The sequence below is a fragment of the Clostridium puniceum genome, assembly GCF_002006345.1.
GTDB lineage: Bacteria > Bacillota > Clostridia > Clostridiales > Clostridiaceae > Clostridium > Clostridium puniceum.
This window is the reverse complement of sequence record NZ_LZZM01000190.1, coordinates 1-23455: the sequence shown is the minus strand read 5'-3', so window position 1 is coordinate 23455 and position 23455 is coordinate 1. Positions and strand designations below refer to the sequence as shown.

Annotated in this window: 24 protein-coding genes, 1 pseudogene and 1 riboswitch; all 25 genes and pseudogenes read right to left on the bottom strand. The window is 28.5% G+C overall.

The window, feature by feature from the left end:
* Positions 1 to 8 precede the first annotated feature (8 nt).
* Positions 9 to 791 carry a flagellar type III secretion system pore protein FliP gene (fliP, locus tag CLPUN_RS17320; protein WP_077848496.1) on the bottom strand — a complete coding sequence of 261 codons (783 nt, stop codon included), beginning with the start codon at positions 789 to 791 and terminating at the stop codon, positions 9 to 11.
* Positions 781 to 1179 carry a flagellar biosynthetic protein FliO gene (locus CLPUN_RS17315; RefSeq protein ID WP_077848495.1) on the bottom strand — a complete coding sequence of 133 codons (399 nt, stop codon included), beginning with the start codon at positions 1177 to 1179 and terminating at the stop codon, positions 781 to 783. Before CLPUN_RS17315 ends, fliP begins: the two co-directional genes overlap by 11 nt.
* Positions 1180 to 1188: 9 nt before the next feature.
* A complete protein-coding gene (locus CLPUN_RS17310; protein ID WP_077848494.1) occupies positions 1189 to 1674 on the bottom strand; it encodes a flagellar basal body-associated FliL family protein in 486 nt (161 codons plus the stop codon).
* Between the two features lie 43 nt (positions 1675 to 1717).
* Positions 1718 to 1909 (bottom strand): flagellar FlbD family protein, encoded by a 192-nt coding sequence (locus tag CLPUN_RS17305; protein WP_077848493.1) that lies wholly within the window; start codon positions 1907 to 1909, stop codon positions 1718 to 1720.
* Between the two features lie 194 nt (positions 1910 to 2103).
* Positions 2104 to 3180 (bottom strand): flagellar hook-basal body complex protein, encoded by a 1077-nt coding sequence (locus CLPUN_RS17300; RefSeq protein WP_077848492.1) that lies wholly within the window; start codon positions 3178 to 3180, stop codon positions 2104 to 2106.
* 107 nt (positions 3181 to 3287) lie between these two features.
* Positions 3288 to 3683, bottom strand: coding sequence for a TIGR02530 family flagellar biosynthesis protein (locus CLPUN_RS17295; protein ID WP_077848491.1), 396 nt, complete (start codon positions 3681 to 3683; stop codon positions 3288 to 3290).
* Positions 3684 to 4490, bottom strand: a complete 807-nt coding sequence (locus tag CLPUN_RS17290; RefSeq protein ID WP_077848490.1) for a flagellar hook capping FlgD N-terminal domain-containing protein — start codon at positions 4488 to 4490, stop codon at positions 3684 to 3686.
* Between the two features lie 10 nt (positions 4491 to 4500).
* Positions 4501 to 5871 carry a flagellar hook-length control protein FliK gene (locus CLPUN_RS17285; RefSeq protein ID WP_077848489.1) on the bottom strand — a complete coding sequence of 457 codons (1371 nt, stop codon included), beginning with the start codon at positions 5869 to 5871 and terminating at the stop codon, positions 4501 to 4503.
* An 81-nt stretch (positions 5872 to 5952) separates the two neighbouring features.
* Positions 5953 to 6390: a flagellar export protein FliJ gene (gene fliJ, locus CLPUN_RS17280; RefSeq protein WP_077848488.1), complete on the bottom strand. Its 438-nt coding sequence runs from the start codon at positions 6388 to 6390 to the stop codon at positions 5953 to 5955.
* A 102-nt stretch (positions 6391 to 6492) separates the two neighbouring features.
* Positions 6493 to 7809, bottom strand: coding sequence for a flagellar protein export ATPase FliI (fliI, locus tag CLPUN_RS17275; protein ID WP_077848487.1), 1317 nt, complete (start codon positions 7807 to 7809; stop codon positions 6493 to 6495).
* A 119-nt stretch (positions 7810 to 7928) separates the two neighbouring features.
* Positions 7929 to 8723: a FliH/SctL family protein gene (locus CLPUN_RS17270; RefSeq protein ID WP_077848486.1), complete on the bottom strand. Its 795-nt coding sequence runs from the start codon at positions 8721 to 8723 to the stop codon at positions 7929 to 7931.
* The gene (gene fliG, locus CLPUN_RS17265) at positions 8707 to 9723 is read right to left on the bottom strand and encodes a flagellar motor switch protein FliG (protein WP_077848582.1); all 1017 of its coding nucleotides are present in this window, start codon (positions 9721 to 9723) and stop codon (positions 8707 to 8709) included. Before fliG ends, CLPUN_RS17270 begins: the two co-directional genes overlap by 17 nt.
* A gap of 9 nt (positions 9724 to 9732) precedes the next feature.
* Positions 9733 to 11295: a flagellar basal-body MS-ring/collar protein FliF gene (fliF, locus tag CLPUN_RS17260; protein WP_077848485.1), complete on the bottom strand. Its 1563-nt coding sequence runs from the start codon at positions 11293 to 11295 to the stop codon at positions 9733 to 9735.
* Between the two features lie 21 nt (positions 11296 to 11316).
* Complete coding sequence (gene fliE, locus CLPUN_RS17255) at positions 11317 to 11634, bottom strand: flagellar hook-basal body complex protein FliE (RefSeq protein WP_077848484.1); 318 nt, start codon at positions 11632 to 11634, stop codon at positions 11317 to 11319.
* Positions 11635 to 11647: 13 nt separating this feature from the next.
* A complete protein-coding gene (flgC, locus tag CLPUN_RS17250; RefSeq protein WP_077848483.1) occupies positions 11648 to 12055 on the bottom strand; it encodes a flagellar basal body rod protein FlgC in 408 nt (135 codons plus the stop codon).
* Between the two features lie 77 nt (positions 12056 to 12132).
* Complete coding sequence (gene flgB, locus CLPUN_RS17245; RefSeq protein ID WP_077848482.1) at positions 12133 to 12534, bottom strand: flagellar basal body rod protein FlgB; 402 nt, start codon at positions 12532 to 12534, stop codon at positions 12133 to 12135.
* Between the two features lie 308 nt (positions 12535 to 12842).
* Positions 12843 to 12934, bottom strand: a riboswitch (cyclic di-GMP riboswitch).
* 188 nt (positions 12935 to 13122) lie between these two features.
* Positions 13123 to 13965, bottom strand: coding sequence for a flagellin (locus CLPUN_RS17240; RefSeq protein WP_077848481.1), 843 nt, complete (start codon positions 13963 to 13965; stop codon positions 13123 to 13125).
* Positions 13966 to 13998: 33 nt separating this feature from the next.
* On the bottom strand, positions 13999 to 14178 hold the full coding sequence (locus CLPUN_RS17235; RefSeq protein WP_077848480.1) for a YjfB family protein: 180 nt from the start codon (positions 14176 to 14178) through the stop codon (positions 13999 to 14001).
* 130 nt (positions 14179 to 14308) lie between these two features.
* A complete protein-coding gene (locus CLPUN_RS17230) occupies positions 14309 to 15544 on the bottom strand; it encodes a motility associated factor glycosyltransferase family protein (RefSeq protein ID WP_077848479.1) in 1236 nt (411 codons plus the stop codon).
* Positions 15545 to 15570: 26 nt separating this feature from the next.
* Positions 15571 to 16662: a UDP-2,4-diacetamido-2,4,6-trideoxy-beta-L-altropyranose hydrolase gene (gene pseG, locus CLPUN_RS17225; RefSeq protein ID WP_077848478.1), complete on the bottom strand. Its 1092-nt coding sequence runs from the start codon at positions 16660 to 16662 to the stop codon at positions 15571 to 15573.
* Positions 16663 to 16854: 192 nt separating this feature from the next.
* The gene (locus CLPUN_RS17220; protein WP_077848477.1) at positions 16855 to 17835 is read right to left on the bottom strand and encodes an SGNH/GDSL hydrolase family protein; all 981 of its coding nucleotides are present in this window, start codon (positions 17833 to 17835) and stop codon (positions 16855 to 16857) included.
* Positions 17836 to 17865: 30 nt separating this feature from the next.
* The gene (locus CLPUN_RS17215) at positions 17866 to 19845 is read right to left on the bottom strand and encodes a glycosyltransferase family 4 protein (RefSeq protein WP_242954168.1); all 1980 of its coding nucleotides are present in this window, start codon (positions 19843 to 19845) and stop codon (positions 17866 to 17868) included.
* Positions 19846 to 19882: 37 nt separating this feature from the next.
* Positions 19883 to 20935, bottom strand: a complete 1053-nt coding sequence (gene pseI, locus CLPUN_RS17210) for a pseudaminic acid synthase (RefSeq protein WP_077848476.1) — start codon at positions 20933 to 20935, stop codon at positions 19883 to 19885.
* A 91-nt stretch (positions 20936 to 21026) separates the two neighbouring features.
* A complete protein-coding gene (locus CLPUN_RS17205) occupies positions 21027 to 22049 on the bottom strand; it encodes a glycosyltransferase family 2 protein (RefSeq protein ID WP_077848475.1) in 1023 nt (340 codons plus the stop codon).
* A gap of 90 nt (positions 22050 to 22139) precedes the next feature.
* Positions 22140 to 23402, bottom strand: a pseudogene (locus CLPUN_RS17200) (IS701 family transposase).
* Positions 23403 to 23455: the final 53 nt, after the last annotated feature.

Genomic DNA, 23455 nt, shown 5'->3' with positions numbered 1-23455 from the left:
ATTTCACCTCACATAAAACTCTTTATCAATGATTCTACTAATAAATACCATCCATCTACCATTACAAATACAATTAATTTAAATGGAAGAGATACCATAGTAGGTGGTAACATAAACATACCCATAGACATTAGAACACTTGCTATTACCATATCTATTACAATAAAAGGCAAATATATCAAAAATCCTATTTCAAAAGCAGTTTTTAACTCACTTATTGCAAAGGCTGGAATTAATGTAGTCATTGGAATATCAGTTTCTTCTTTAAAATTTGTTGTATCTAATTTGCTAACTTCTATAAATAATTTCAAATCTTTTTTAGTGGTCTGTGCAAGCATAAAAGTCTTAAGAGGTTTTGAAACTTCTGTAATTGCTTGTTCTTGATTTATTTTATTTTCTAAGTACGGCTGAATTCCATTTGTGTTCATTTGATTATAAACTGGTGTCATAATAAATAATGTTAAGAATATAGCTAATCCGGTTAAAATTTGATTTGGAACAGCTTGTTGTATTCCCATTGCACTTTTCAAAAATGAAAATACTACTACAATTCTAGTAAAAGACGTCATCATTATTACTATAGATGGTAATAATGATATAATTGTAAAAAATATTAATAGTTTAATACTTGATGCATAATCTTGTGGAGTATTTCCTTTATCACCAAGTGATATATTAAGTTGCGGTAAATCTGTATTACTAGGAGCAGCATATGCATTTATAGTGCAAAACATCATAATTCCAAGAACCATCATGAGCGTAACTGCAATTCTTTTCTTATTATTTTTCATGTTTATCTTCCTTTGAGTTTATATTCTTTATTATCTTAGAAAAGCTTCTTTTTGATTTTAACATCAATTTCTTATAATTTTCAGCTATTTCTTCTGCTGCTTTTTTCTTTTCTTCTTCAATAAGATTAATTTCATCTTCTGATAATTCCGACAATTTTCCCATATGTCCTGTAGTACTAGTCATTATATATCCTTTTTTACCAATCTTAACTACTAATATAGTATTTTCCTTTGATACTTGTACTCTTTCAATAACCTTAACATATTTATTATTATTAATAGAATTAACTTTTGTTCCCATTAATTTAAATGTTAAAAAGATTAATCCTAATGTTACTCCTAATGCTAAAATAAGCTGTACAAACATTCCAAAAAAATTCAAATCCATCTTTTCACCTTATTGAATTATCATACTTTTAAATCTTATGTCTGTAATCTTACCCTTTGTTAAATCCTTATTAATAGCATCAATTAATTGTTTTTTCATATTTTCAGCATTTTCTATATTATTTATATAATCGGCCTTTTGACTTCTAAAGTAGAATATAATATCATCTCTTATAACTACTTCTTTTCCTTTTAATTCTTCTGCTAATTTTTCTTTACTTTTATCATATCCTATAGAGATTTCTCCCTTAAAAAATCTTTTTCCACCTTCATCACCTAAATTAACGGTAAATTCTTTTAATTCCATATAAGTATTTTCTATAATTACTTCTTGAGATTCTACTGTACTTTTAGTTTTCATAAATAAATATACTCCACCAAAAGCAGCTCCACCTAATACTACTAGTCCTAAAATAAATAAGATTATTAAAACTCCTTTATTAGTTTTACTTGAATTTTCACCATTTTCTTTTGCTTTTCCTTTTCCAAAAGCCATAAGTTTCACTCCTCACTATTTGCAACAATCAAAATGTTAATTTTTATATTTTATATGTGAATATTTTATTTTTGTATTTTATAACTGAATTCTTTACATCATCTACACTCTCTAATACTATATATTTTCTTCCATTAGTTAATGTAATTATTGTTTCTGGAACCTCTTCTATTTTTTCAATATGGTCTGCATTTAATATGAATTTTTCATGGTTCATCCCTGTTACGTCTATCATAAATTTTCACCCCTCATTTTTTAATATCTTTAATCAATGTACAGTTCACAATACACAAGTTCCTTTGTGTATTCTGCATTATCCATTGTAATTTAATAAATACTTGCAAGTTGAACTTAAAGCTCAACTTGCTTATTTATTTTTGTAAAGTATTTAAATATAAATATATTAATAGATAATATATTTTATTAAAATTATCTCATCAACCCAGTGATAGTCTGAAGAATTTCATCTCCAGTAGTTATCATTTTAGAAGATGCTTGGAAACTTCTAGTTGCTGTAATCATATCTGTAAATTGTTCTGTTAAATCTACATTTGATCCTTCAAGTGCTCCTTGGATTAAAGATCCAAATCCTGCTGAATTATCTGCTGTTGTAGATGTTGCAGTACTAGAATCAATTTTTCCAGTTTTATAAGTTATTGGACCAGAATTTGAAGAATTTAAACACATATTTCCACCAAGGTCAGTTAACCCTTCTGGGTTTTTAAATCCTGCCATAGCAATTTGGCCAATAGCCGCCCTTTTACCATCTCCTAATACTGCTACAATAATACCATCTTTTCCAATTTCAAATTTCTTAACTGGTTGCGTTACTGCTGTACTTCCAGTTCCTGAAACAATAACACTATCTGGTATTGCTAATGGCTTTAATGTGTCATCAAGTTGTTTTAAATCTTTTTCATCTGCATTTACATAATTGGCATTTAATACTGTGTTAGTGGAATCATATTCTAAACTTTTTGCACTAGCAGTACCTCCGGTGTTTGTGGAACTTGTTAAATAATATCCCATAACTCTATGACCATCAGCTGTTAACAGATTTCCTTTATAATCCAACGTAAGATTTCCATCTCTTGTAAATAAAGTTTCTGAAATTGTTCCTGTTGAATCAGTAGCAGTTTTATCCAAACCAGTTGCTTGATCAACTCCAATTCCTGCAGTTATATCACCTTTAGTTACTACTAAATACCCATCACCATCAACACATACATCAAGGCTTCTACCTGTTGATAAAGCATTACCTTGTCCCATCATTTTATTTATACTTGATAATTGTGCACCAAGCCCTACTTGTTTAGCATTTGTACCACCAAGTACTGTAGATGGTGCTGATGCTTCTCCTGCATTTTGATAAAGCATATCTTTAAATCTTGCTTGTGAAGATTTAAATGCCGTTGTACCTACGTTTGCTATGTTATTACCTATAACGTCTAATTTAGTTTGATTAACCTTCATTCCGCTTATTCCAGAATACATACATCTTAACATAAACGTTCCTCCTAATCCTAATTTGTTTTTAACTTGCTTCTGTCAGTCCACAAGTTTAGCCTCCGCTGCTTCTGTTAACAGTTTACGGTTAACTAGCTTAAGTCCGGCTATAAAATTACCACACTATCTACATTTGTAAATATATTATCTTTTGCTCTTTCCTTATCAACTGCTGTTATTAAAGTTTTGTTTTCAACACTTGCAATTATTGCAACATCTTTATATAGCATAACTGTATTTTTTGAATTTTTATCTTTTGCAATTTCAAAACCTTTTTCTATTTGCTTTATGTCTTCTTCTGTGAAATTAATCTCATCTAGTCTTTTAGCTGCATGCTTAGATATAGTAAAACCTTCCTCTTTATTCTTAACGCTATCTAAAATATTTTGGAAACTGGTTTTATCATTACTACTTACTTTATTCTGTATATTAGGTTGTGTATTAGAAATTTGTCCAAAGTTTCCTACTGAATACGCTTGTCCATTAATTATTCTATAGCTCATCTATACGCCTGTTGCAGTGCTTTGTGTCGAAGATGTTGTTGAAGCTGTCTTATCTTTTATTGCTTTTTCCGCAGCGTCCATCTCCTCTGTAGTCAAATCACCTGCTCTTATAATATTGTCATAATCATATGTCTTAGTAGTTGATTTTCCATCAGCATCTAAAACATCAACTTTTATTTTTACTGATGCGCCATTAACAGTATCAATATATGCACCGCTTACTGTTCCTCTTACTAAAGTAGCATTTCCATCGCTATCATACTCTGCTATGACGATATTTTTCTTATCCGCCGCCAAAGCTGAAGCTGCTGTAAAATCTGAATTCAGTGCTGCTTTACTGTTGGCAATTGCATTAGTATCAGTTCCTGCTGTAACTCCTATTATATTTGAAACAGCAACTTCTTTATATTTTCCATCAATAAGCATATTCAAATAAGTTCCACTAGACTTTTTTATTACTTCTGCTACATACCCCTGAACATAGTTATTATTATTATCTTTCTCACTTGTTATTACTGTCTTTCCAACCATTTGTTGATATGCAGAATCTGACATGGTAGTATTTAAATTTGTCATTTGTTCCATTGATGCGAATTGAGCCATTTGACTGACATAAGCACTTGAATCTTGATTTTGCGTCGGATCTAAATTACTTAATTGTGCTGCTAAAATTTTTAAAAATGCATTTTTGTCCATATTTCCACCAGCAGCATTCTTAGCTACTATTTTAGTTCCTCTATCAGTGGTTCCAGAACTTGCAATATTAACAGTTGTATAATTCAAGGAATTTACCTTAGTATCACTCATTTTTTACCTCCTATGCAAAAAATTCAATATTATTGTCATCAGATGTAATATTATTGTTATTTAACTCTTCTTCAATACCCACTACATTCCCTATAGTATTGCTGTTGTCGTTTCCACTTTTCCCCTTTTCTTCAGAAAGTTGTCTTCCAAAACCTTGTTCACTAAAGAAAGTTGTATCTTCTTGATAAAGCTCGATATTAACATCTGCTATTTTTATATTTTGCTCAGTTAATTGCTTCTTTATATCAGCTAAATTTTGTGAAAGTAACGCCGTTGCTTCCTTTGAATTAGCTTTTAAATTAGCTTTCATAACTCCATCTTCTTGAATTAACTTTATAGTTATTTCTCCTAAATCTCCTGGATTAATTTTAACTGTCAATTCTTTCATTGCATTAGTGCTCATAAATTTAACATCTTTTATCAAATCATTTGCAAATGTAGCTTTATTAATTGTAAGACCTCTAACAGTATCTACTCCCTGATTTTGACCAACTTGAGTTCTAGATGCAAATAAATTAATCTTATTCAAAGAATTATCATTTTTATCATCAAGTAAAGAATTTAAAAATTTATCTTCTTTAGAAACCTCTTTATTATTCTTTGCAGTTTCTGAAGTATCACTCTTATTGCTTTCACTTTCAAATGAACCTTCTTTATTATCCTGTGAATAGTTTTTCAACATATCTTCAAGCGTTAAGACTTTTGTATTTTGCTTATTTTCTATAATATTAGATATTTCTGACATCAGATTTTTTATAGAATTTTTTACATCCTTTGTCTCTGCTGTATCATCTGTAATATTAGAGCTTAAATTACTTAAAATGCTTTGTATAGATTTCAGTGAATTATCATCTAGTGCTTCTTTTACAGAATTATTTTTCATGAGTTCCATTAATTTTTCCATAGTAGCACTTAAACTATTACTAGAAGAAATATTTTCATTAATATCTTTTATAATATTTTTTAAAGCTTCAGCATTAAGTTCTCCATCTTTCTTCAACTCTTCACCATTAATGCCTAATTTAGCAAGTAAATTAAGTAATTGATTTAATATATCATCCACATCATCTTTAGAAGCTGCTTTACTATCATCTTCTAACTCTTTAAGTTCTTCCTTCACTTCATCAATTTTAGTCATATCTTTTGTTTCATTATTACCACTTACTCTTTGCTGATCATCTTCCTTGTAATTAACTTTTGAAGTTAATACATCTTTAAAATCTTCACTTTTAGAACTTTCAGACTTTGAAATAACTTTATTATTCTCTGTCTTATATACATCTGAACCAACTCTATCTGAAAAATTTAACTTAGAAGTTTTTGATAAAAAATCCAAACTGCTAGATTGTGAATTCACAGTTGTTTTTGTAGCTGTAACCATTATTCTCACCTCCTTTCAAGTACTATAAAATAACTTTCGAATATTTTTCAAACAACTTTATTAGCTATTGCTAATTATTTTCTAATTATCCTTATTTCTTACATATGCATAAAGAGCTAATTCATCAAGATTTATCTGTTCAACTCTATCTTGTTCTTTTACATATGCTTCATACTTCTTATCTTTTAAGGTTTGAACTGTTTTTCTTTCCATTTGCTTTACCATTAAATCTCTTCTACACTTATCAACTTCTTGATTTTTTATTGCTAAGTCTTTTTCATTTGATTTTATTCCATTTTGTACTCCTTGAATATAATACCTCTTTAATTTTTGATATACTATATCCTCATTTGGAGCTATCCCCTTGTATTTATTATAATTTCGATTAAGCTCTTCTAACTTTTCTTCTACTTTTCTTTTTTCTCTCTGACTTTCAGTAAATGATCTTTTACTTTCTTCTTCTTTTGTTTTTCTAATTTCAAGAAGTTTATCTAAACCAAATTTAAATCTTTGAGCCAAAATAAAACCCCCTTAGTTCAGTTAACAATCCATAGTTGATTCCTTTAGTATATCCTGTAGGTAATTAACTGTTTTATCGATTTAATATCAATTCGTATACTTTTACTTAAACAGTGCTATTAAAGTATTTTGGGATTCCTCAAAGCTAGATTTTTCATCAATACCTTGGCGTAAAAAACTATTTAATGAATCATTATAAGCAATTGCCATATCAATTTTTTTATTACTGCCCTTAACATAAGCACCTATATTTATCAAATCTTCTGAATCCTTATAAGTTGCTAACAGGTCCCTAGCTGTAGATGCTGCTTCTTTATGCTCTTTTGGTGCTATTTGACTCATAAGTCTGCTGACACTGTTTAATATATCAATAGCTGGATAATGATTTTTATGTGCCAAATCTCTTGATAAAACTATATGACCATCTAATATACCTCTAACAGCATCTGCTATAGGCTCATTAAAATCATCTCCATCAACAAGAACTGTGTAAAATGCAGTTATTGATCCATCTGTAGATGTACCTGATCTTTCCATAAGCTTAGGAAGCTTTGCAAAAACTGAAGGTGTATATCCTTTAGTTGCTGGCGGCTCACCTATAGCAAGTCCCACTTCCCTTTGAGCCATAGCAAATCTAGTAACTGAGTCCATCATAAGAATTACTTTTTTGCCTTTATCTCTAAAGTATTCTGCTATTGCTGTAGCTGTTAGCGCTCCCTTAATTCTTATTAATGCCGGCTTGTCTGAAGTAGCACATACTACAACAGACTTTTTCATACCTTGTGGACCTAAATCTTTCTCTATAAATTCTAAAACTTCTCTTCCTCTTTCACCAACTAAGGCAATAACATTAACATCCGCCTCAGCTTCTCTTGCTATCATTCCAAGCGTTGTACTTTTACCAACACCACTACCTGCAAAAATACCAATTCTTTGCCCATCTCCACAAGTTAAAAATCCATCTATTGCTCTTACTCCCGTTGGCATAATCTCTTTTATTCTTTTCCTTTTTAAAGGATCTGGTGCCTCATTTTCTAACGGATACTCTTCACCCTCAATAGATATAGATTCGCAATCTAGAGGATTTCCTAATCCATCGATTATATGTCCAAGTAACTTGTCCGAACACTTAACGCTTAATGGTTTGTGCTGTGGTACAACTCTACAGCCTGGTGAAATTCCTATAAGTTCATCCAAAGGCATAAGAATTACAAATTCATCTCTAAATCCTACAACTTCACAATTTACAGGAGTATTTTTTTCATTATATATTATACATAATTCACCAACAAATGCTTTAATCCCTTGCACTTCAATAGTAAGTCCTATTACCTTTTTAACAGCACCTTCACTATATATTGTTGAAATAGTATTCACTTTTTTACTTAATTTGTGAAAATCTAAATCCAATTCTAACATAGAACTCCCCCACTTTTTTTCAGTTGACAGTTAACAACATATGTTTGAAATTTCCATGAAATTTCTTAAATCCATGTTTTTCAACTCTTTAAAGAACTTTCCTTTAAACTATTTCTTGTTTAATTGATTAAAGCTTTTCGTATTTGTTCCATTCCAATGTCTACACCTACTTTTACTATTCCACTAGGTTTTTCTAAAATTGCATTTCCAGGTTCCATAGAATCGTCTTTTAATACAAAGATTTCATTTTTTATTCCATAAGTTATTTTCCATCTTTCAACTTGAGATTCTATTTCTTCAACATGAATTGAATTTGCTTTTAAAATAACATTATCTTCTCCTTTTGAAATCTTAAAGGCCTCTTCAATAATTGAATTCATTGAATCCTCATTGCTTAATACTTTTTGTGCAATACTTTCAGCTATTTCTAATGACAATTTCACTACATCAATTTTTTTTGATTCTAAATACTTACAATAATTTTCATGTGCAGATTTTAAAAGTAGCTCTGCTTTATTAACAATTGATGCTGCTTCTGCTTTTGCTGCATCAATTGTTTCGTCATAAGCTTTTTTATATCCATCATCATATCCATTTTGAAGCCCTTGCTCATAACCTTTTTCATAAGCTTTTTTTTCAGCAACATTAGCATCCATTTGAGCTCTTAAGGTAATGACTTGTTTTTCTCTTTTTGCATCCTGTATTATTCTTTGTCCTATATCTTCATAACGTCTTAAAAGTTCTTCTGGATCAACTTCTGGCACCTTCACAACCGCAGTTTCTTCTTCAAGGTTTTCAATTTCCTCTTCAATTGGTTCAGTTTCTGTTTTTTTTATATCAAATTTTGTTGAGATAACCCTACTTTCGCCATCTTTGGAAAAGCCTTTCTTTATTAAACTATACGATGATTGCATCTTCTCCACCTCTTGAAATGATGATTTCATTAGCATCATCTAACCTTCTAATAACAGAAACAATCTTTTGTTGTGCTTTTTCAACATCCATAAGCCTTACTGGTCCCAAGAATTCCATATCTTCTTTTAATGAAGCAGCAGCTCTCTTCGATTGATTTCTGTAAATACTATTCGCAACTTCATCTGAACATCCTTTAAGTGCAAGTGCAAGATCGTTAACTTCAACTTCTCTAAGGATTCTTTGAATAGATACATCATCAAGAGAAATAATATCTTCAAATACAAACATTGAACTCTTAACTTTATCAGCAAGTTCTGCATCTTCTCTTTCTAATCCTTCAGTAATATTCTTTTCAGTGGTTCTATCAACTGCATTTAATATATTAACCAAAGTTTCTACTCCACCTAAGCTTGTCATCTCAGTTCTTACTACTGAAGATAATTTGCTTTCAAGTACAGATTCTATTTCTTTAATTACCATTGGAGAAGTATTGTTCATAGTTGCAATTCTATATGCAACTTCACTTTGTGTTTCTTCTGGTAATTCAGCCATAACTTGCGCGGCCTTATCTGCTTGAAGATAGCATAAAATTAAAGCAATAGTTTGTGGCTGTTCTGATAAAATTACATTTAGCAACTGATGCGAATCTGCCTTTCTTGCAATAGAGAAAGGTCTGTATTGAGCTGTTGCTTCTGAAACTTTCTCTAAAATTTCGCTTGCTCTTTGTGATCCTAGTGCTTTTGACAATAATGTCTTAGCATAATCCATACCACCTTCAATAATATAATCTCTCGCTTTATTTATTTGTAAGAATTCATTTAATATTTCTTCTCTCTGTTCAGGAGTAACAGAAGTAATATTTGCAATTTCATAAGTTATTTTTTGAATATCATTCTCTGGCAATCTTTTTAATATTGCAGATGAAGCTTCAGGACCAAGTGTTATGAATAATATTGCTGCCTTATGAACTCCTGTTAATTGAACTGTTTCTTTTGCCATAGCTATCACCTACCTCTCATTTTCAGTCAACCATGATTTAATTATTTCTACAACCTGTTCTGGTTTTTCCATTGCATATTTCTTAATCTCGTTTTCTAAATGAGATTTTTGTGTTTTAGCTTCAAATTCTATTGGACTAAATGTTTCTGGTTCTTTAGGTATTATACTATCGTCTATTAATGTATTTAATAATTGTTCTTCTTCTACAACTTTCTTCTTTCTTCTCTTTATGATTAAGAAAATGATTAGACCTAGAAGTATTGCTCCTAAGACTCCTGCAATAATCATCATTCTAAGGTTGCTAGATGCTGCTACTTCTGCTGTCTTCGCATCATTCACTGCCTTTTCTGCATCTTTAATACTTGTATCAAATGGCATTCCAACTACTGAAACTTTATCTCCTCTAAGCGCATCATAACCAATCGCATTTCCTACAAGCGTTTCAATTTGCTGTCTTTGCGCATCATCTAAAATCCCATCAATTGTAACAGCCGCTGTAATCCTCTTTACAGTTCCTTGAGCACTTATAGTCTTTGATTCACTTTTCCCAACTTCATAATTAGTTTTTTGATTTTCTTTGCTAGAAGTTGATTTTTCACCATTAGTGTCAGTTATTGTATTAGTCATATTGTTGTCTACAGGACTTTGACTTGTGGTTCCATCTGTTCCTGTTGTATTAGCTTCTTTATTATTTTCTTGACTAATAATAACTTTGTTAGGATCCACTGATGTTTTTGTATTTTGCTTTGAATCAAAATCCAAATTAACATTAACAGCTGTTTTAACTTTATTGGCACCAATAGTTGGTTCTAATATATCAGCAATTTTCTTTTTGAGATTATTTTCATATGATTTTTCCGCTTCTTGTTGTTTCGATATTTCCTCTGAACTTGCTTGACCATTTTGTTCATCATTAATATCTTTAGTAAGTAAATTCATATTCTCATCTACAACATCTATATTGGCTCTTGGAATATTATTAGTACCACCTGATACTAAAGCTACTATTGCTTTAACTTGATCTTCACTAATCTTTGTTCCTTTTTTTAACTTTAAATAAACAGCAGCTTTCCCTGGCTCAGAATCTTTTACAAAAACGGAATCTTTAGCCTCTGTTATATGTACTCTTGCTTCTTCCACTTGTGGAAAATATTTTATAGTTTTTTCTAATTCTCCTTGTTGCATCCTAACCTTTTTGATTTTAAACTCTTCATCTGTCATACCAAAGGAGCTTCCAGCATCCATTAGTTCATAGCCTTTACTTCCAGATGTTAAATTAGGTGCTAATTTTAATCTCAATTCATCTACATTATCTTTGGGAACTAAAATAGAAGTTCCTTCGATTTTATATTCATTCTTACCCTCTTCTAAAGTTTTCACTACAGTTTGAGAATCTGTTGCATCAAGGTCAGAAAATAAAATTTGATATTTATTGGAAGATGAATAAAAAATTCCACTTATAATTGCGATAATAACTGCTAAAATTGCTACTATAACAGCAATTTTTATTTTCTTATTCTGGGATTTAAACTTTTCTAAAAGCCCCTTAACTTTTTCTAAAAGTTTCTTCATTATTTAGCTCTCCTCACCTTACTACAATTGCAACCTTGATAATTGATTATATCCTTCCAACAACTTATCCCTAGTTTGAGTTAAAAATTGTAAGCTTAAACTAGCTTCTTGACCTTTAACCATAACTTCATCAATATTAACATCTTCTCCTTTAACGAAACTATTGGTAACTGAGTTAGCTTCGGATATTTTACCATTAGTATCATTTACACATTTTTTTAAAATATCTGAAAACCCAATCAACTCAGTTTTTTCATCTGCTTTTTTATCATTATTAACACCATTAAATTTACTATTAAATATTGCTTCTGTCTGTGCGAACTTGTCCTCTATTCTCATATCTCATTCTCCCTTACTTTCCAATTTCTAAAGCCTTTGAAAACATACTTTTCAAAGCATTAAATGTATCAACATTCGCTTCATAAGATCTTGTTGCCACCATCATATCCGCCATTTCATTTAATACATTTACATTAGGCATAGTAACATATCCAGTTCTGTCAGCATCTGGATGTGTTGGATCATATACCTTTCTTAAAGGCGACTTATCCTTTTCAATTTTCACTGCTTTAACTCCTGCAACTTCTTTATTAGCATCAAGTGCTTCTTGAAATACCGCTACTTTCCTAACATACGGACCACTTCCATCTGCACTTCTTGTAGTACTTGCATTTGCCATATTAGATGTTATGGTATCCATTCTTAATCTTTCTGCCGAAAGACCTGTTGCACTTATTTGCATAGAACTAAATGCGTTCATTTAAAATTCCCCCTCATTAACATTAAAACTCTCCATAATTTTCTTGAATTTTTAGTTTAACTAACAAAATCTTAATTCTATTTTATTACCATTTTTAAGTCATTAAATTTACCATTTATCTTGCTTATTAAAGCATTATACTTTAGTGTATTAGCAGCTTGATTAACTTTTTCTATGTCTAAATCAACATTATTGCCATCACTTCTCATACTAGTGTTTTTGTCTTGTTCAATTGAAATATTATCAGTTTTTGAATTTTCACTAGCAAAATGAGCTGCATTAGTTCTTTTTAGTTCAAAATTTAACTCATCATTTTGTTTTTTCAAATTTTCTTCATAAACCACATTAAATCTCTTATAATTTTTAGTATTAATGTTAGCCATATTATTAGCTATTGTTTTAGCTCTAACATTAGATGCTTTGATACCATTTTTGATCAAATCATAAGTTTGATCACTTCCAATTAATTCTATTGCCATAAATTCACTCCCTTACATTTTCCCTAATATGCATAAATATACAAAATTCTATAAATAATATTACATTATTATCTATTTATAAAACAAGTTGCCTAACTCCAAATTGAACTTTACAAAAGACTTATAATTATAGCTAAATAGAATTTGTATTGTAATTACAAATTATTTTATTATGTTAATTATAAAATAATTTATATTATTTAGCTATAAAATTTTTCTTTATTTTCAAAAATAGTCGTTATGACAACAAAAAAATGGCACCTTTGTAATACACTGGCACCAAAGCATAAAATAATTACTAATTATATTTTGGCAACCTGACAATCATAGAAAGAATTTAACTTTCCTTAGACTCATGGCTTTGCGTCCTTACCTTTCGATAAGTATGCTAGTTTCATTTATAATTTTTCTTTATATACTATATTAACATTTTTTTCTTCATTTTTCAATAAAATATCTATTTAACAAAAACTTTCATACAAAAAAAGAAAGAATATTCCTAATTTCGTAAAAGTAAATATTCTTTCTATTAGACGCTTCATTAATTTTTATTTATAATTAACTTTAAAGTTACTTTTAATAATACATTTATCTAACACTAGCTAACACGTTTAAAGAATCTTGTGGTAATTTATTACTTTGAGCCATTAATGCAATTGCAGCTTTGTACATTATTTGTGTCCTTGAATTTTGAAGGGATTCCTCCGCTATATCTGCATCTTCTATACTACTTTGAGCTTTAGTAAGAGATTCATTTATTCCAGACATATCCTCTAAGGAATCATTTAATCTAGATTGAATAGAACCATACTTACTTCTTATTGCACTTATCATATTTCCTGCTTTATCTACATTTTCGATATTGGAACTTAATAAAGCTGAATTGGTAACATCAATTCCATCAATGTTAAGTGCTGTATTTGATAAATTATAAATAGGTATATTAATTTTTTCGTCTGCTAACGCTCCAATTGTAGCTTGTTTATAACTAGGATTTGTAGCTGTTGTTGGTGGATTTGAATCTGACATAGGAATATCATTAAATAATGTATTTTTCCCAATATAGTCCATACTTTCTTTAATTTTATCAATTTCCTTTTGGATAATACTTCTATCCTCTGGGGTATTACTTCCATTAGCTCCTCTAACAGTTAACTCTTTAAGTCTTGATATATTATTATTCATTTCTTGTAATGCTCCATCAAAAGTTTGAAGCATCGAATTTGTATCCTGTATATTTTGACTTGCTGCATCACGACTTAATAAATTTATTTTTAAGTTTTCTACTTGAGCTATTTTATTAGGATTATCTTTTGCTGAATTAAGCTTTTTTCCCGATCCTATATTATTCATTGCTTTTGAATTTTCCACAAGAGTTGATTTATAATTTTTATATAACCCCAAAGAAAACATATTATGACTTAACCTCATTTATCTATCACTCCAATGCCTTTTTTTATAATATTAAACAGTTGCGTCTATATTCTCACCCTTATATGGTTCAACAGTCATATTATCTATCATATTTACCATTTGCCCTGAGCTAACCTCAACACTATTCATTGCTATTTTCATAACTGATAATTGAACTGAATTTTCAAGTGAAGCTTGATGCATCCCAATTGACATTGCTGCTATATCCATATTTTTCACATCCTATCTAATGATTTTTTTTACTATTTTATTTTTCGTGTGATTTTATCAAAACTTAACTAAACATTTCCAAAATTAAATAAAAATATTAAATCAACAATTATAAATTATTAATTGCTCTCTATTTTTCTAATAATTCTAATAATTGATTGCTTTTAAAATCCATATGGTCAGCGCCATTTATAAATGCACCCTTACTACAATTTACGAATTTTACATTTTTATATTCTCTTATTAATGATTCTATTTTATTTTTAAACGTAATATATGATTGTCTTGTGTTAAGAAACTCTCCATCAACCCCCATGACAGTTTTCCATTTAGTATTTTTTTTATCTTCATCTTTAAACCCATATACTTCTTCAAATGCTTTCGTATGAGACCTATCCTTTAAGAAAGCTAAATCTTGACCTAAAAATATAATATTTTTAGCACCACACTTTATTGCAATATCTATAGCCGCTACTGCTACTGTACCTCTAGTTTTTATAACAAGCTCATCCTCTTCAGTTAGGTTAAATATATATTTAGGTCCATTATATAAACCTACTGCCCATCTTGATGCTGTTGCTGAAAAGCATAATGGTATATTTTCATTTTCATACCCTTCAAATTGCTTTTTAACAATTTCATGCCCATCAATTATAACTACAACATCTGGTTTTATACCTTTGTTCATTAATGCTCTAAGTGCGCTGCCAACACTTATTATATTAACTTGTTCTCTATATTCCTTTAATAAGTCAAGTTCATCGTCAAGAGACGGACCTGCTGCGGCAATTACATATGGCTTATTTGAAGATCTATATTTTTCGATAAATTCATTTATCATATTATATTTTTGTTCTTTATTTGCTTCAAAATTTTCCTCAGAAAGGTTAATTGTATCCAAATCAATTTTGCTATATTGTTTAACTATTGAATAATCATTAATTAAATTATATAAAGTTTCATTAGATGTAATAATAGTCTCCAAAGATGGTTTATGTATTAAAATATCTTTTGCTTGCTCTAAACATTTAGCTAATTTTTTATAAAAGTCTTTATCATTATTTTCTATTATTTTTACATTTTTGTATTTAAATACAGTTCCATTTACCTCTTTACAATAATCAACTAAAATCTTATTCCATTCAAAGACATATAATATGGAATCTGAATTCATTTTCTTAACAATCGCATCTATATGATATCCTAATCCTAAACCATATAATAATATGATAGGCTTCTTTATTAAATCTAAATTTCCACTTGCGAATTGTTCACTTTCAATTATCGGATCATATTTACTATGTACATATCTATTCTCATACTTAAGTGTCAATGAACCATTCTTTGATTTTTCAACTTCTATCATATTTACTTTTCCTTTCAAAATATAATCTAAACACAATTTTTGATTAATGCGTTTATTTCATCTGCCAATAATTTTACCCCTTCGGTATTAACAACTTTTCTTTGCTTAATAATAATGTCTTCTCTAATTTTTTTATCATTTATTAATTTATTTAATATTGTAGATAATTTTTTCTCTTTTATTTCATTTATCCAATAAGCATCGGCTATTAATCCTTCTTCTTTCATTTTCAGTGCCACTTGCTCTTGGTTTTCTGCTATTATTATCCCTATTGTTGGAACATTCATTGCACATAGTTCATATAAAGTTGATCCACCTGCTGATATTGCAACATCACATTTCACCATTAAACTAGACATCTTTGCATTTTCATATATTTTTATATTATTATGTTTTATAGATAAATCATATAATTCGTTTATAAGCTTTTTATTAAATGCGCTTCCTATAACAACACGAATGTTTATATAACAATTAGCAATTTCATTAAGTATTGTTAAAGTATTAAAATTCTCATCCATTCCGCCTAATGTTAATAGTAAATCTTCACACTTTCCCCTTAGTTCTTTCTTGCTAATCTCTTTTCTAAATTCATCTCTAAGCATACAATATTTTGTTCCTAAAAATAACTTAGTGTTGTGCTCTACATTATTTATGTAATTCATATCCTCTGCATTTATGTTTTGATTTATTATAAAGTCAACATTCATTTTACACTTGTTCATATCATCTACATATCCATTTAATTTGAAATATGGTTTTAGTGTATTGAAATAAAGTTCATCTACATCGTAACTATCTGTAATTATTAAGTCAGCCTTGTATTCATTTTGAAGATTTATAATCTCTTCTACTACACATTCGTCATTAATCATAAAAACTTTAAATTCATTTTTTCTTACCTTTTCAATTCCAGCTTTAAACTTATCATCTTCACTATTATAAGTGGAAGCTCCTTTATTTATATCACTTTTTTTATTAATATTATTTGCTTGTTTTCCTCTACATAAAAATATCACTTCATTGTTTTTCTTTAATTCTTTTGCCAAAACTAGCATCCTCATTATGTGACCAAGTCCTATAGTATTTCCTCCATCAGCTCTGATAAAAATTCTCATAATTTTTCACCCATCTTTAAGTATTAATTTATTCTGCATATCTTTCATATTAGATATGTTGCCAAATGAGTCTTTTATAAAATTTGTAAATATTCACTTCATTCTATGTAAATATTTAATTACAACATATATACTAAAAATCTTCCATAATTATATCAAATATGGAATAACCTATTATAGAAATTCTATTCCTTAATCAATTAAAAAGCCGCCAATAATAACTTTATTCCCCAAACTATTAGTATTTTTTTTATCACTAACTATCATAGTTAAAGTATGTTCGCAATCATCTAAATCACTTAAATTAATTGTATTATCATAGTACCTATCTGTATCTGTATCCTTATATAAATCAACATTAAACTCTATATTATCAAGCTTACACTCTAGCACTCCTGAATCTTTTGTAAGTAAATTCATCATACTTAAATACTTTCCTTTAAATTTAAAAATAACACCATTTCCTATTGAATTAGTTATTGCACCCTTATCAAATTTATTATTTAATTTAAAACTTTGTTCTGCCCAATTTCCATAATACTCTACATTTTCATTATCGTAAGCTATTATTTTAGGATTATTAAATCTATATTTCATCAATACTCTATTATCTATTTTTAATTGAAGATTTTCTAAATCTGTATTCTCTAATTTCTCTTTTATTATTTGGAAATACAAATCATGTCCACTATCATTCGGATGAAGATTATCAACAGATATTTTAGTCCAAGTAAACTCTCTATTGCCTATTCTCTTCCACACCTCGTCTTGAACATCTATAACAGGTATATTATAAAAATATGCTATCTTTTTATGTACGCTTGTACAACTATCACCTAAGCTAGTTGGAAAATCAATTATAATTATTTTTTTAGTTATATTAGCACATTGTCTAATTACCCCTTCGAAATATTTACTTGCTTCAATTGAATTATATATTCTATCATTTACTGCAAACTCAATAAAAATTAAATCCGGTTTAAAATCACCTAAATCTCTTTTTAGTCTAAAAAGTCCAAAGTGAGATGCTGTTCCTCCTGCACCTAAATTCTTTATTACTGTAGCTCTATTTTTTTCTTTTAAATACTGTTCCAATTTATATACATAAGAATTCTTATATTCACTTGCTCCAGCACCTTCTGTTATAGAACCACCTATTATTGCTATATTCACTTAAAACTCCTCACTCTCTGTTCGAATATATCACTCGAACAAAGTATTGTTTACTATGTTATCATACATTTGATTTAAATATTTTCTTGTATCCATAAGATCCATCGCTTTAAGTTTAACTTTATTACTCATTTGTATATAAAATTGCGGATTTTTCTTGCACATTTCAACTAAATCAGTCATCTCCTCATAATTTCGAACTAAAAGTTCTTCTTCTATAAGGATTGATACATCTCCATGTTTCAATGAAATTGCTGGTTTGCCTTTATACATACATTCTACCGCAGAAGTTCCACCTCCTTGTCTATTAGGATTTATATATATATCAACTAAATCTATGCACGCCAAAATATCCTTTTGAAATCCTAATATTTTAAAATTATTATTCATATTGGGATACTTTTCTAAAAATTCATTTGGAAGTTCATACTTTCCAATAATAACAACAAAACATCCTTTAGCTATTATTTTATCTAATGTATAAATAAATTCTTCATCTATTTCTCTTTGCAATCTTGCACCTATAACACATACCACAAATGCATTTTCTGGAATTCCAAAATCTTTTCTTGAATAGTTGTCTTTTTGTGGTTTTAAATCAAAAGTAAACGGACTTTCTATTATAGCTTGCTTTTTATATCCTAATTTTGATATATAATCATAATCAGATTTCTGTGGCTTACATCCCATAATAAAAAATTGGCCTTTAGTTTTAGAAATTGAATAATTACCTGATGTTGATATCGTTGCTAATGGAGCTATTTTAGATGCTAAATCAGCTACTATGCTATAACCACCTATATTAAACATTAAATATGGTTTATGCTTTTTTACTAAATCCAAAATATTTCTACATTCATTTTCCTCTGGCATATTATAAATTGGTTGATAATATGGTATATATAAATCCTTATATCTAAATTCTTTTATATTACTGTATTCTTCAATTATAGACCCCGATCTAATATTATCCATAAGCACAATTCCCTTAGTAGTAATAAGTTCTTTAGTGTTTATCAAAAAAACTCTCTTATTCATATACTTAATCAAATTATAGCATCTATCTAATGCAGTCTTAGTAGGACCATGTTGAATTGCTATAAATTGGCTGGTAAAAACAAAAATTACATCCTCATTTCTTTCATTTTTAGGAATATAATTATATTCTCCCATATTTCTCTCAAAATCATCAAATACTTTATCATATATCATATTTATCTTATTATTATCTAAACTATTAGAAATTCTATTATCTGAAAAGCCCCTTGATATTAATTGATATATAATAAAAAAACAATTATTTTTATTAAGTGCTTTTAAATTTAGAACAATATCTAAAATTTTATCTCCATATATTTTTTTCTTAAATGTATATAATAGAAATGAACTAATATATATTCTATAAAGAATATCATTATTTTTCAATTCTTTTTCAATTATCTCTTCTGTCTTTTCCCTATCTTTAGAGTTTAATTTATTTATATATTCTTTAATTCTATTAGACTTATTATCTAAATTTAAGTAATATTTAAAAAGTTCATTATTTTCACATATTTCTTTAGATGACTTTAAAAAGTTTTTCAATTTATAGTTTGAATATTTATATACATTAGTATCCGTTAAAATACAATAATCAATCTTTGTATTCCACTTTATTACTGAATACAAGTTAAAATTATATTTACATACATAATCTTCATTGATCAAATTAATTTCTTCTTTAATGGAAATCGAATTATCAAAAATAAAGGAATTATATTCAAAGCTATATTTTTTAAATAGATCTATTATTAAACTTTCTATATTGCTTATAATATTTATTGTATCTTTTTTATAGTTTTTACCTAAAGAGTTAATTAATATATTTTGTAAATTAAAATTTTCTAAGGTATTATCATCAATATTATCAAATCCATAAATTAAAAAAACATCATCCTCAAATTTTTTTAGTATATCCATATGTGCTTCTATACTATTATAATAAAAACATATTAATATTTTATCATCCAATACTTAACTCACCCCTTTATAATCAAGTTTTTATGTGTTATTTAATTAAGTTCCACTTCATAGGTGTTCCTTTTTTTATATTGCACTTAGCCTTTTCACCTAATATATCGTTAATATATTTTGTTTCTAATCCAAACCCTGGTCTTATACTTCTAACATTCTTCTCTGTAAACATATCCCCTTCTTTAACATCTTCCACAACAAAAAGACTTCTTGAATGTTCTCTTGAATTTCTTTGTTTTTCTGTTAAATCATATGTTACCTTTCCTAAAGCCTTTTCAACTATTCTTATATTGTCAACCATTTCCTTGAATTCTTCTGGCTCCATAGAAAATTTAGAATCTGCTCCTCCATCAGAACGCCTTAAAGTCATGTGCTTTTCAATAATTTTAGCCCCTATTGCAACACCACCAACTGAAACAGCATTTCCCATAGTATGATCAGATAATCCAACTATAACTTCAAAGGTTTCTTTCATATTAGGAATGGTTTTTAAGTTTATCTCTTCTATTGGTGCTGGATATGATGAAGTACATTTTAATAATGAAATATTTTCATTGCCCATCCTCTTACAAGCATCAAGAGCATCCTGAATATCGCCCATTCTAGCAATTCCTGTAGACATTATTATAGGCTTTCCTTTTGATGCTATATATTCAATAAAAGGAATATCATTTAATTCAAAGGATGCTATTTTATATGCTGGAACGTTCATATCTTCTAAAAAATCAACTGAAGTATAATCAAAAGGTGAAGAAAAGAATACCAAGCCCTCTTCTTCTGCAACCTTTTTTAGCTTAGGCTGCCATTCCCAAGGAGTATAAGCTGTTTGATAAAGTTTATGCAAAGTAGTCCCATCCCAAATAGTACCTTGTTTAATTTGAAAATATTCATTATCACAATCTATTGTTATAGTATCAGGAGTATAAGTTTGAAGCTTTATAGCATCTGCTCCTGCCCATGCTGCCTTTTTTATAAGTTCCACTGCTCTATCATAATCTTGATTATGGTTTGCTGACATTTCTGCTATTATAAAAGTTTTTTGTCCTTCACCAATTTTAATTTTATTTATTTCGAAATACCTATTCATTTATCTCACCTTATATAATAAAATCTACTAACTTCATTATAACTTTCTTTTTTATTTAATAATTTATTTATAAATTAATCTAAAAATATCTCTATTCATTATGTATTATCTTTCTATATTCTTCAGCAAACATATTCCATTGTTCTCCACTCCAATCCAGCTCTATAGTATTTAAAACGCTATGATATTTGTTAGGGTCCTCAATAAAATATGGATTAGATTTATAATTAGGGAATATATCAAGTACAGTTTCCTGCATATAATGTATAATATTAATTGGTACCAAATCAAACTTTGTAAATATTATAAATAATGTATTCACGTAAAATAGATTTAAAAATTCTAATTCTATTTCAGCATTATAAATATCAAATACACCTTTTTCTTTATATGTATCTATTTTCATCATTTCCACATTTAAGCGATCTAAATGATGTAGAGCATTTCTACTTTGAACTGTAGAACCCGGATTTACAGAATAATGATATAAATTTTCTTTTAATACATAAATACTACTGCAATGTAAACTTATCATAGAATTCCAATAGTTATCTTCATATTTTAACTGTTCTGGAAATAAAATTCCATTATCTATTATCAAGGATTTATGATACAGCTTACAGCATACTCCACCACCTGAATCTATTTGAGAAAATTTTTTTCTTTCTTCAATTGTATTAATTTGAAAAAAAGCATTATTACCTGTAGCTATTCCTATAGATGTTCCGTTAGGATAATCTTCAAAAATATAACAAGAAACAAGATCACAATTATATTCCTGCATTTTTGAATATAATTTTTCATACATATCTGGTTCTATCCAATCATCAGAATCTACAAAACCAATATAATCAGCATTCGCATACTTTAATCCAATATTTCTAGCAGCACCTTGCTTTCTATTTTCAGGCATATTTATAACAAGAATATTATCTGGATATTCTTGTTCAATTTCAGATAACATGGATAATGTTGAATCTGTAGATGCATCATTTACAAATATTAATTCTAAATTTTCTATACCTATAGATTGTTCTATAAGTGATTTAGCACATCTCTTAATATATTTTTCTACATTATAACAAGGTAATATTATACTTATCTTAGGTTTCATAATTATTCTCCTTAATATATATCCATTTTTCCGTTTTATTTATTCAAAAAATAATTTATTAACTAGGCTTGTGCACTATATAGGAAAAAATTAAGCTACTAGTCCTAATTGGGAAATAACTGAATCTAAACTTATCCCGTTATCCGCACAGGTATGTGCAAAACTAACTATTTGCACCAAATAGTTGTTACGGAAGTAAGATATTGTATCTCCTAAAGTTTTTAATTTGAGAGTCTTACTATTTTTTACTCTGAAAACCTCGAGAAAAGTATATGTTAGAAATACCATGCTCCAATATCTATTTATTGATTTTGAGGATTCAACCTGAAATTCATCAAAACCAAGAGCTGATTTAAGATATCTGTAGCTTACTTCAATATTCCAGCGTTTTTCATAGTAAGAGATTATAGTTTGATTATCTAATGATATATCCGTGCTTATTAGAAAACAAGGATTATCCGATAAGTCTTGTTTATTCCAACTTATAAGTACAACTGCGTTTTCGATGTCATTAAGTTTTCCTTCATATCTATAAACATAATACTTACTGTTACTAGCTGTAACAACGCTAGTTTCATTACGCATAATGTGCTTTGAAATCTTATCAACACCAATTTTAATACCTGCTGGATATATAACTCTACTAGATTTAATTCTTCCTATGCTGCGACAACCATTTACTAAACCGTGAAGCAAGATTTTTGCTGAAGTACCATGAATCAATCAGCAGATAATTAGCTTTGGTAGCTGGAGCAAACTCATTTATTAATTCTATAGCTAGTTGCTGTTTATCCTTAAACTTTTTTAGGATTATTCTTAAAAACTTTTTTACGTTGATACTGTTTAAAGTTCAAAGGAATTGAATAATCATTAATTCTATAATGAGATGTTACCAAGCAATGAGACCACATAGGTTTGTTTCCATCTGAATAAGAATTATGAAAATCTAAACCTTTTATATGTTTTGTGGAAAAGTATCCTTTTTACTTAAAATATTATCAATAATTAGAAATCCAACATCATCATCTTTCGATGTATTTGAGATTTCAGATATAGCATGAAATATTCGTTCATCTGTTACATACTCATGATTCCATGAGTATGAGCCTAGAAACCTTGAACCTGTACTTCTATGCCTATTACAAGTAAGTTTGCTATAAATTGAAGAGAGATTTTTACTACCTTCGGTGACGGTTATTCCAGAAACTAAATTTATCATATGATTCTTTAACGCAGAAGAATATGGTAGATTTAACTCTAAAATATAGTTGCTTATTAATTCATTTTGGTTTAATATTGTTGTCAGCATAGATTAACCTCCTTAGGTTTGGTGTTGCAACTTAAACCTAACATATTTGAGGCATCTATGCTATTTTTTTGTAAAATTTTGTTGAAGTAATTTATGG

Coding starts and splice junctions, on each gene's coding strand:
- CLPUN_RS17285 (WP_077848489.1), bottom strand. CDS start 5,871: ATGGTTACAGCTACAAAAACAACTGTGAATTCACAATCTAGCAGTTTG.
- fliI (WP_077848487.1), bottom strand. CDS start 7,809: ATGTTAGAATTGGATTTAGATTTTCACAAATTAAGTAAAAAAGTGAAT.
- CLPUN_RS17270 (WP_077848486.1), bottom strand. CDS start 8,723: ATGCAATCATCGTATAGTTTAATAAAGAAAGGCTTTTCCAAAGATGGC.
- CLPUN_RS17240 (WP_077848481.1), bottom strand. CDS start 13,965: ATGAGGTTAAGTCATAATATGTTTTCTTTGGGGTTATATAAAAATTAT.
- CLPUN_RS17290 (WP_077848490.1), bottom strand. CDS start 4,490: ATGAGTGATACTAAGGTAAATTCCTTGAATTATACAACTGTTAATATT.
- fliP (WP_077848496.1), bottom strand. CDS start 791: ATGAAAAATAATAAGAAAAGAATTGCAGTTACGCTCATGATGGTTCTT.
- CLPUN_RS17305 (WP_077848493.1), bottom strand. CDS start 1,909: ATGATAGACGTAACAGGGATGAACCATGAAAAATTCATATTAAATGCA.
- fliE (WP_077848484.1), bottom strand. CDS start 11,634: ATGAGAATAGAGGACAAGTTCGCACAGACAGAAGCAATATTTAATAGT.
- CLPUN_RS17315 (WP_077848495.1), bottom strand. CDS start 1,179: ATGGATTTGAATTTTTTTGGAATGTTTGTACAGCTTATTTTAGCATTA.
- pseI (WP_077848476.1), bottom strand. CDS start 20,935: ATGAATAGGTATTTCGAAATAAATAAAATTAAAATTGGTGAAGGACAA.
- CLPUN_RS17295 (WP_077848491.1), bottom strand. CDS start 3,683: ATGAGCTATAGAATAATTAATGGACAAGCGTATTCAGTAGGAAACTTT.
- flgB (WP_077848482.1), bottom strand. CDS start 12,534: ATGGCAATAGAATTAATTGGAAGTGATCAAACTTATGATTTGATCAAA.
- pseG (WP_077848478.1), bottom strand. CDS start 16,662: ATGAGAATTTTTATCAGAGCTGATGGAGGAAATACTATAGGACTTGGT.
- fliF (WP_077848485.1), bottom strand. CDS start 11,295: ATGAAGAAACTTTTAGAAAAAGTTAAGGGGCTTTTAGAAAAGTTTAAA.
- CLPUN_RS17310 (WP_077848494.1), bottom strand. CDS start 1,674: ATGGCTTTTGGAAAAGGAAAAGCAAAAGAAAATGGTGAAAATTCAAGT.
- CLPUN_RS17230 (WP_077848479.1), bottom strand. CDS start 15,544: ATGATAGAAGTTGAAAAATCAAAGAATGGTTCATTGACACTTAAGTAT.
- flgC (WP_077848483.1), bottom strand. CDS start 12,055: ATGAACGCATTTAGTTCTATGCAAATAAGTGCAACAGGTCTTTCGGCA.
- CLPUN_RS17205 (WP_077848475.1), bottom strand. CDS start 22,049: ATGAAACCTAAGATAAGTATAATATTACCTTGTTATAATGTAGAAAAA.
- fliG (WP_077848582.1), bottom strand. CDS start 9,723: ATGGCAAAAGAAACAGTTCAATTAACAGGAGTTCATAAGGCAGCAATA.
- CLPUN_RS17300 (WP_077848492.1), bottom strand. CDS start 3,180: ATGTTAAGATGTATGTATTCTGGAATAAGCGGAATGAAGGTTAATCAA.
- CLPUN_RS17235 (WP_077848480.1), bottom strand. CDS start 14,178: ATGGATATAGCAGCAATGTCAATTGGGATGCATCAAGCTTCACTTGAA.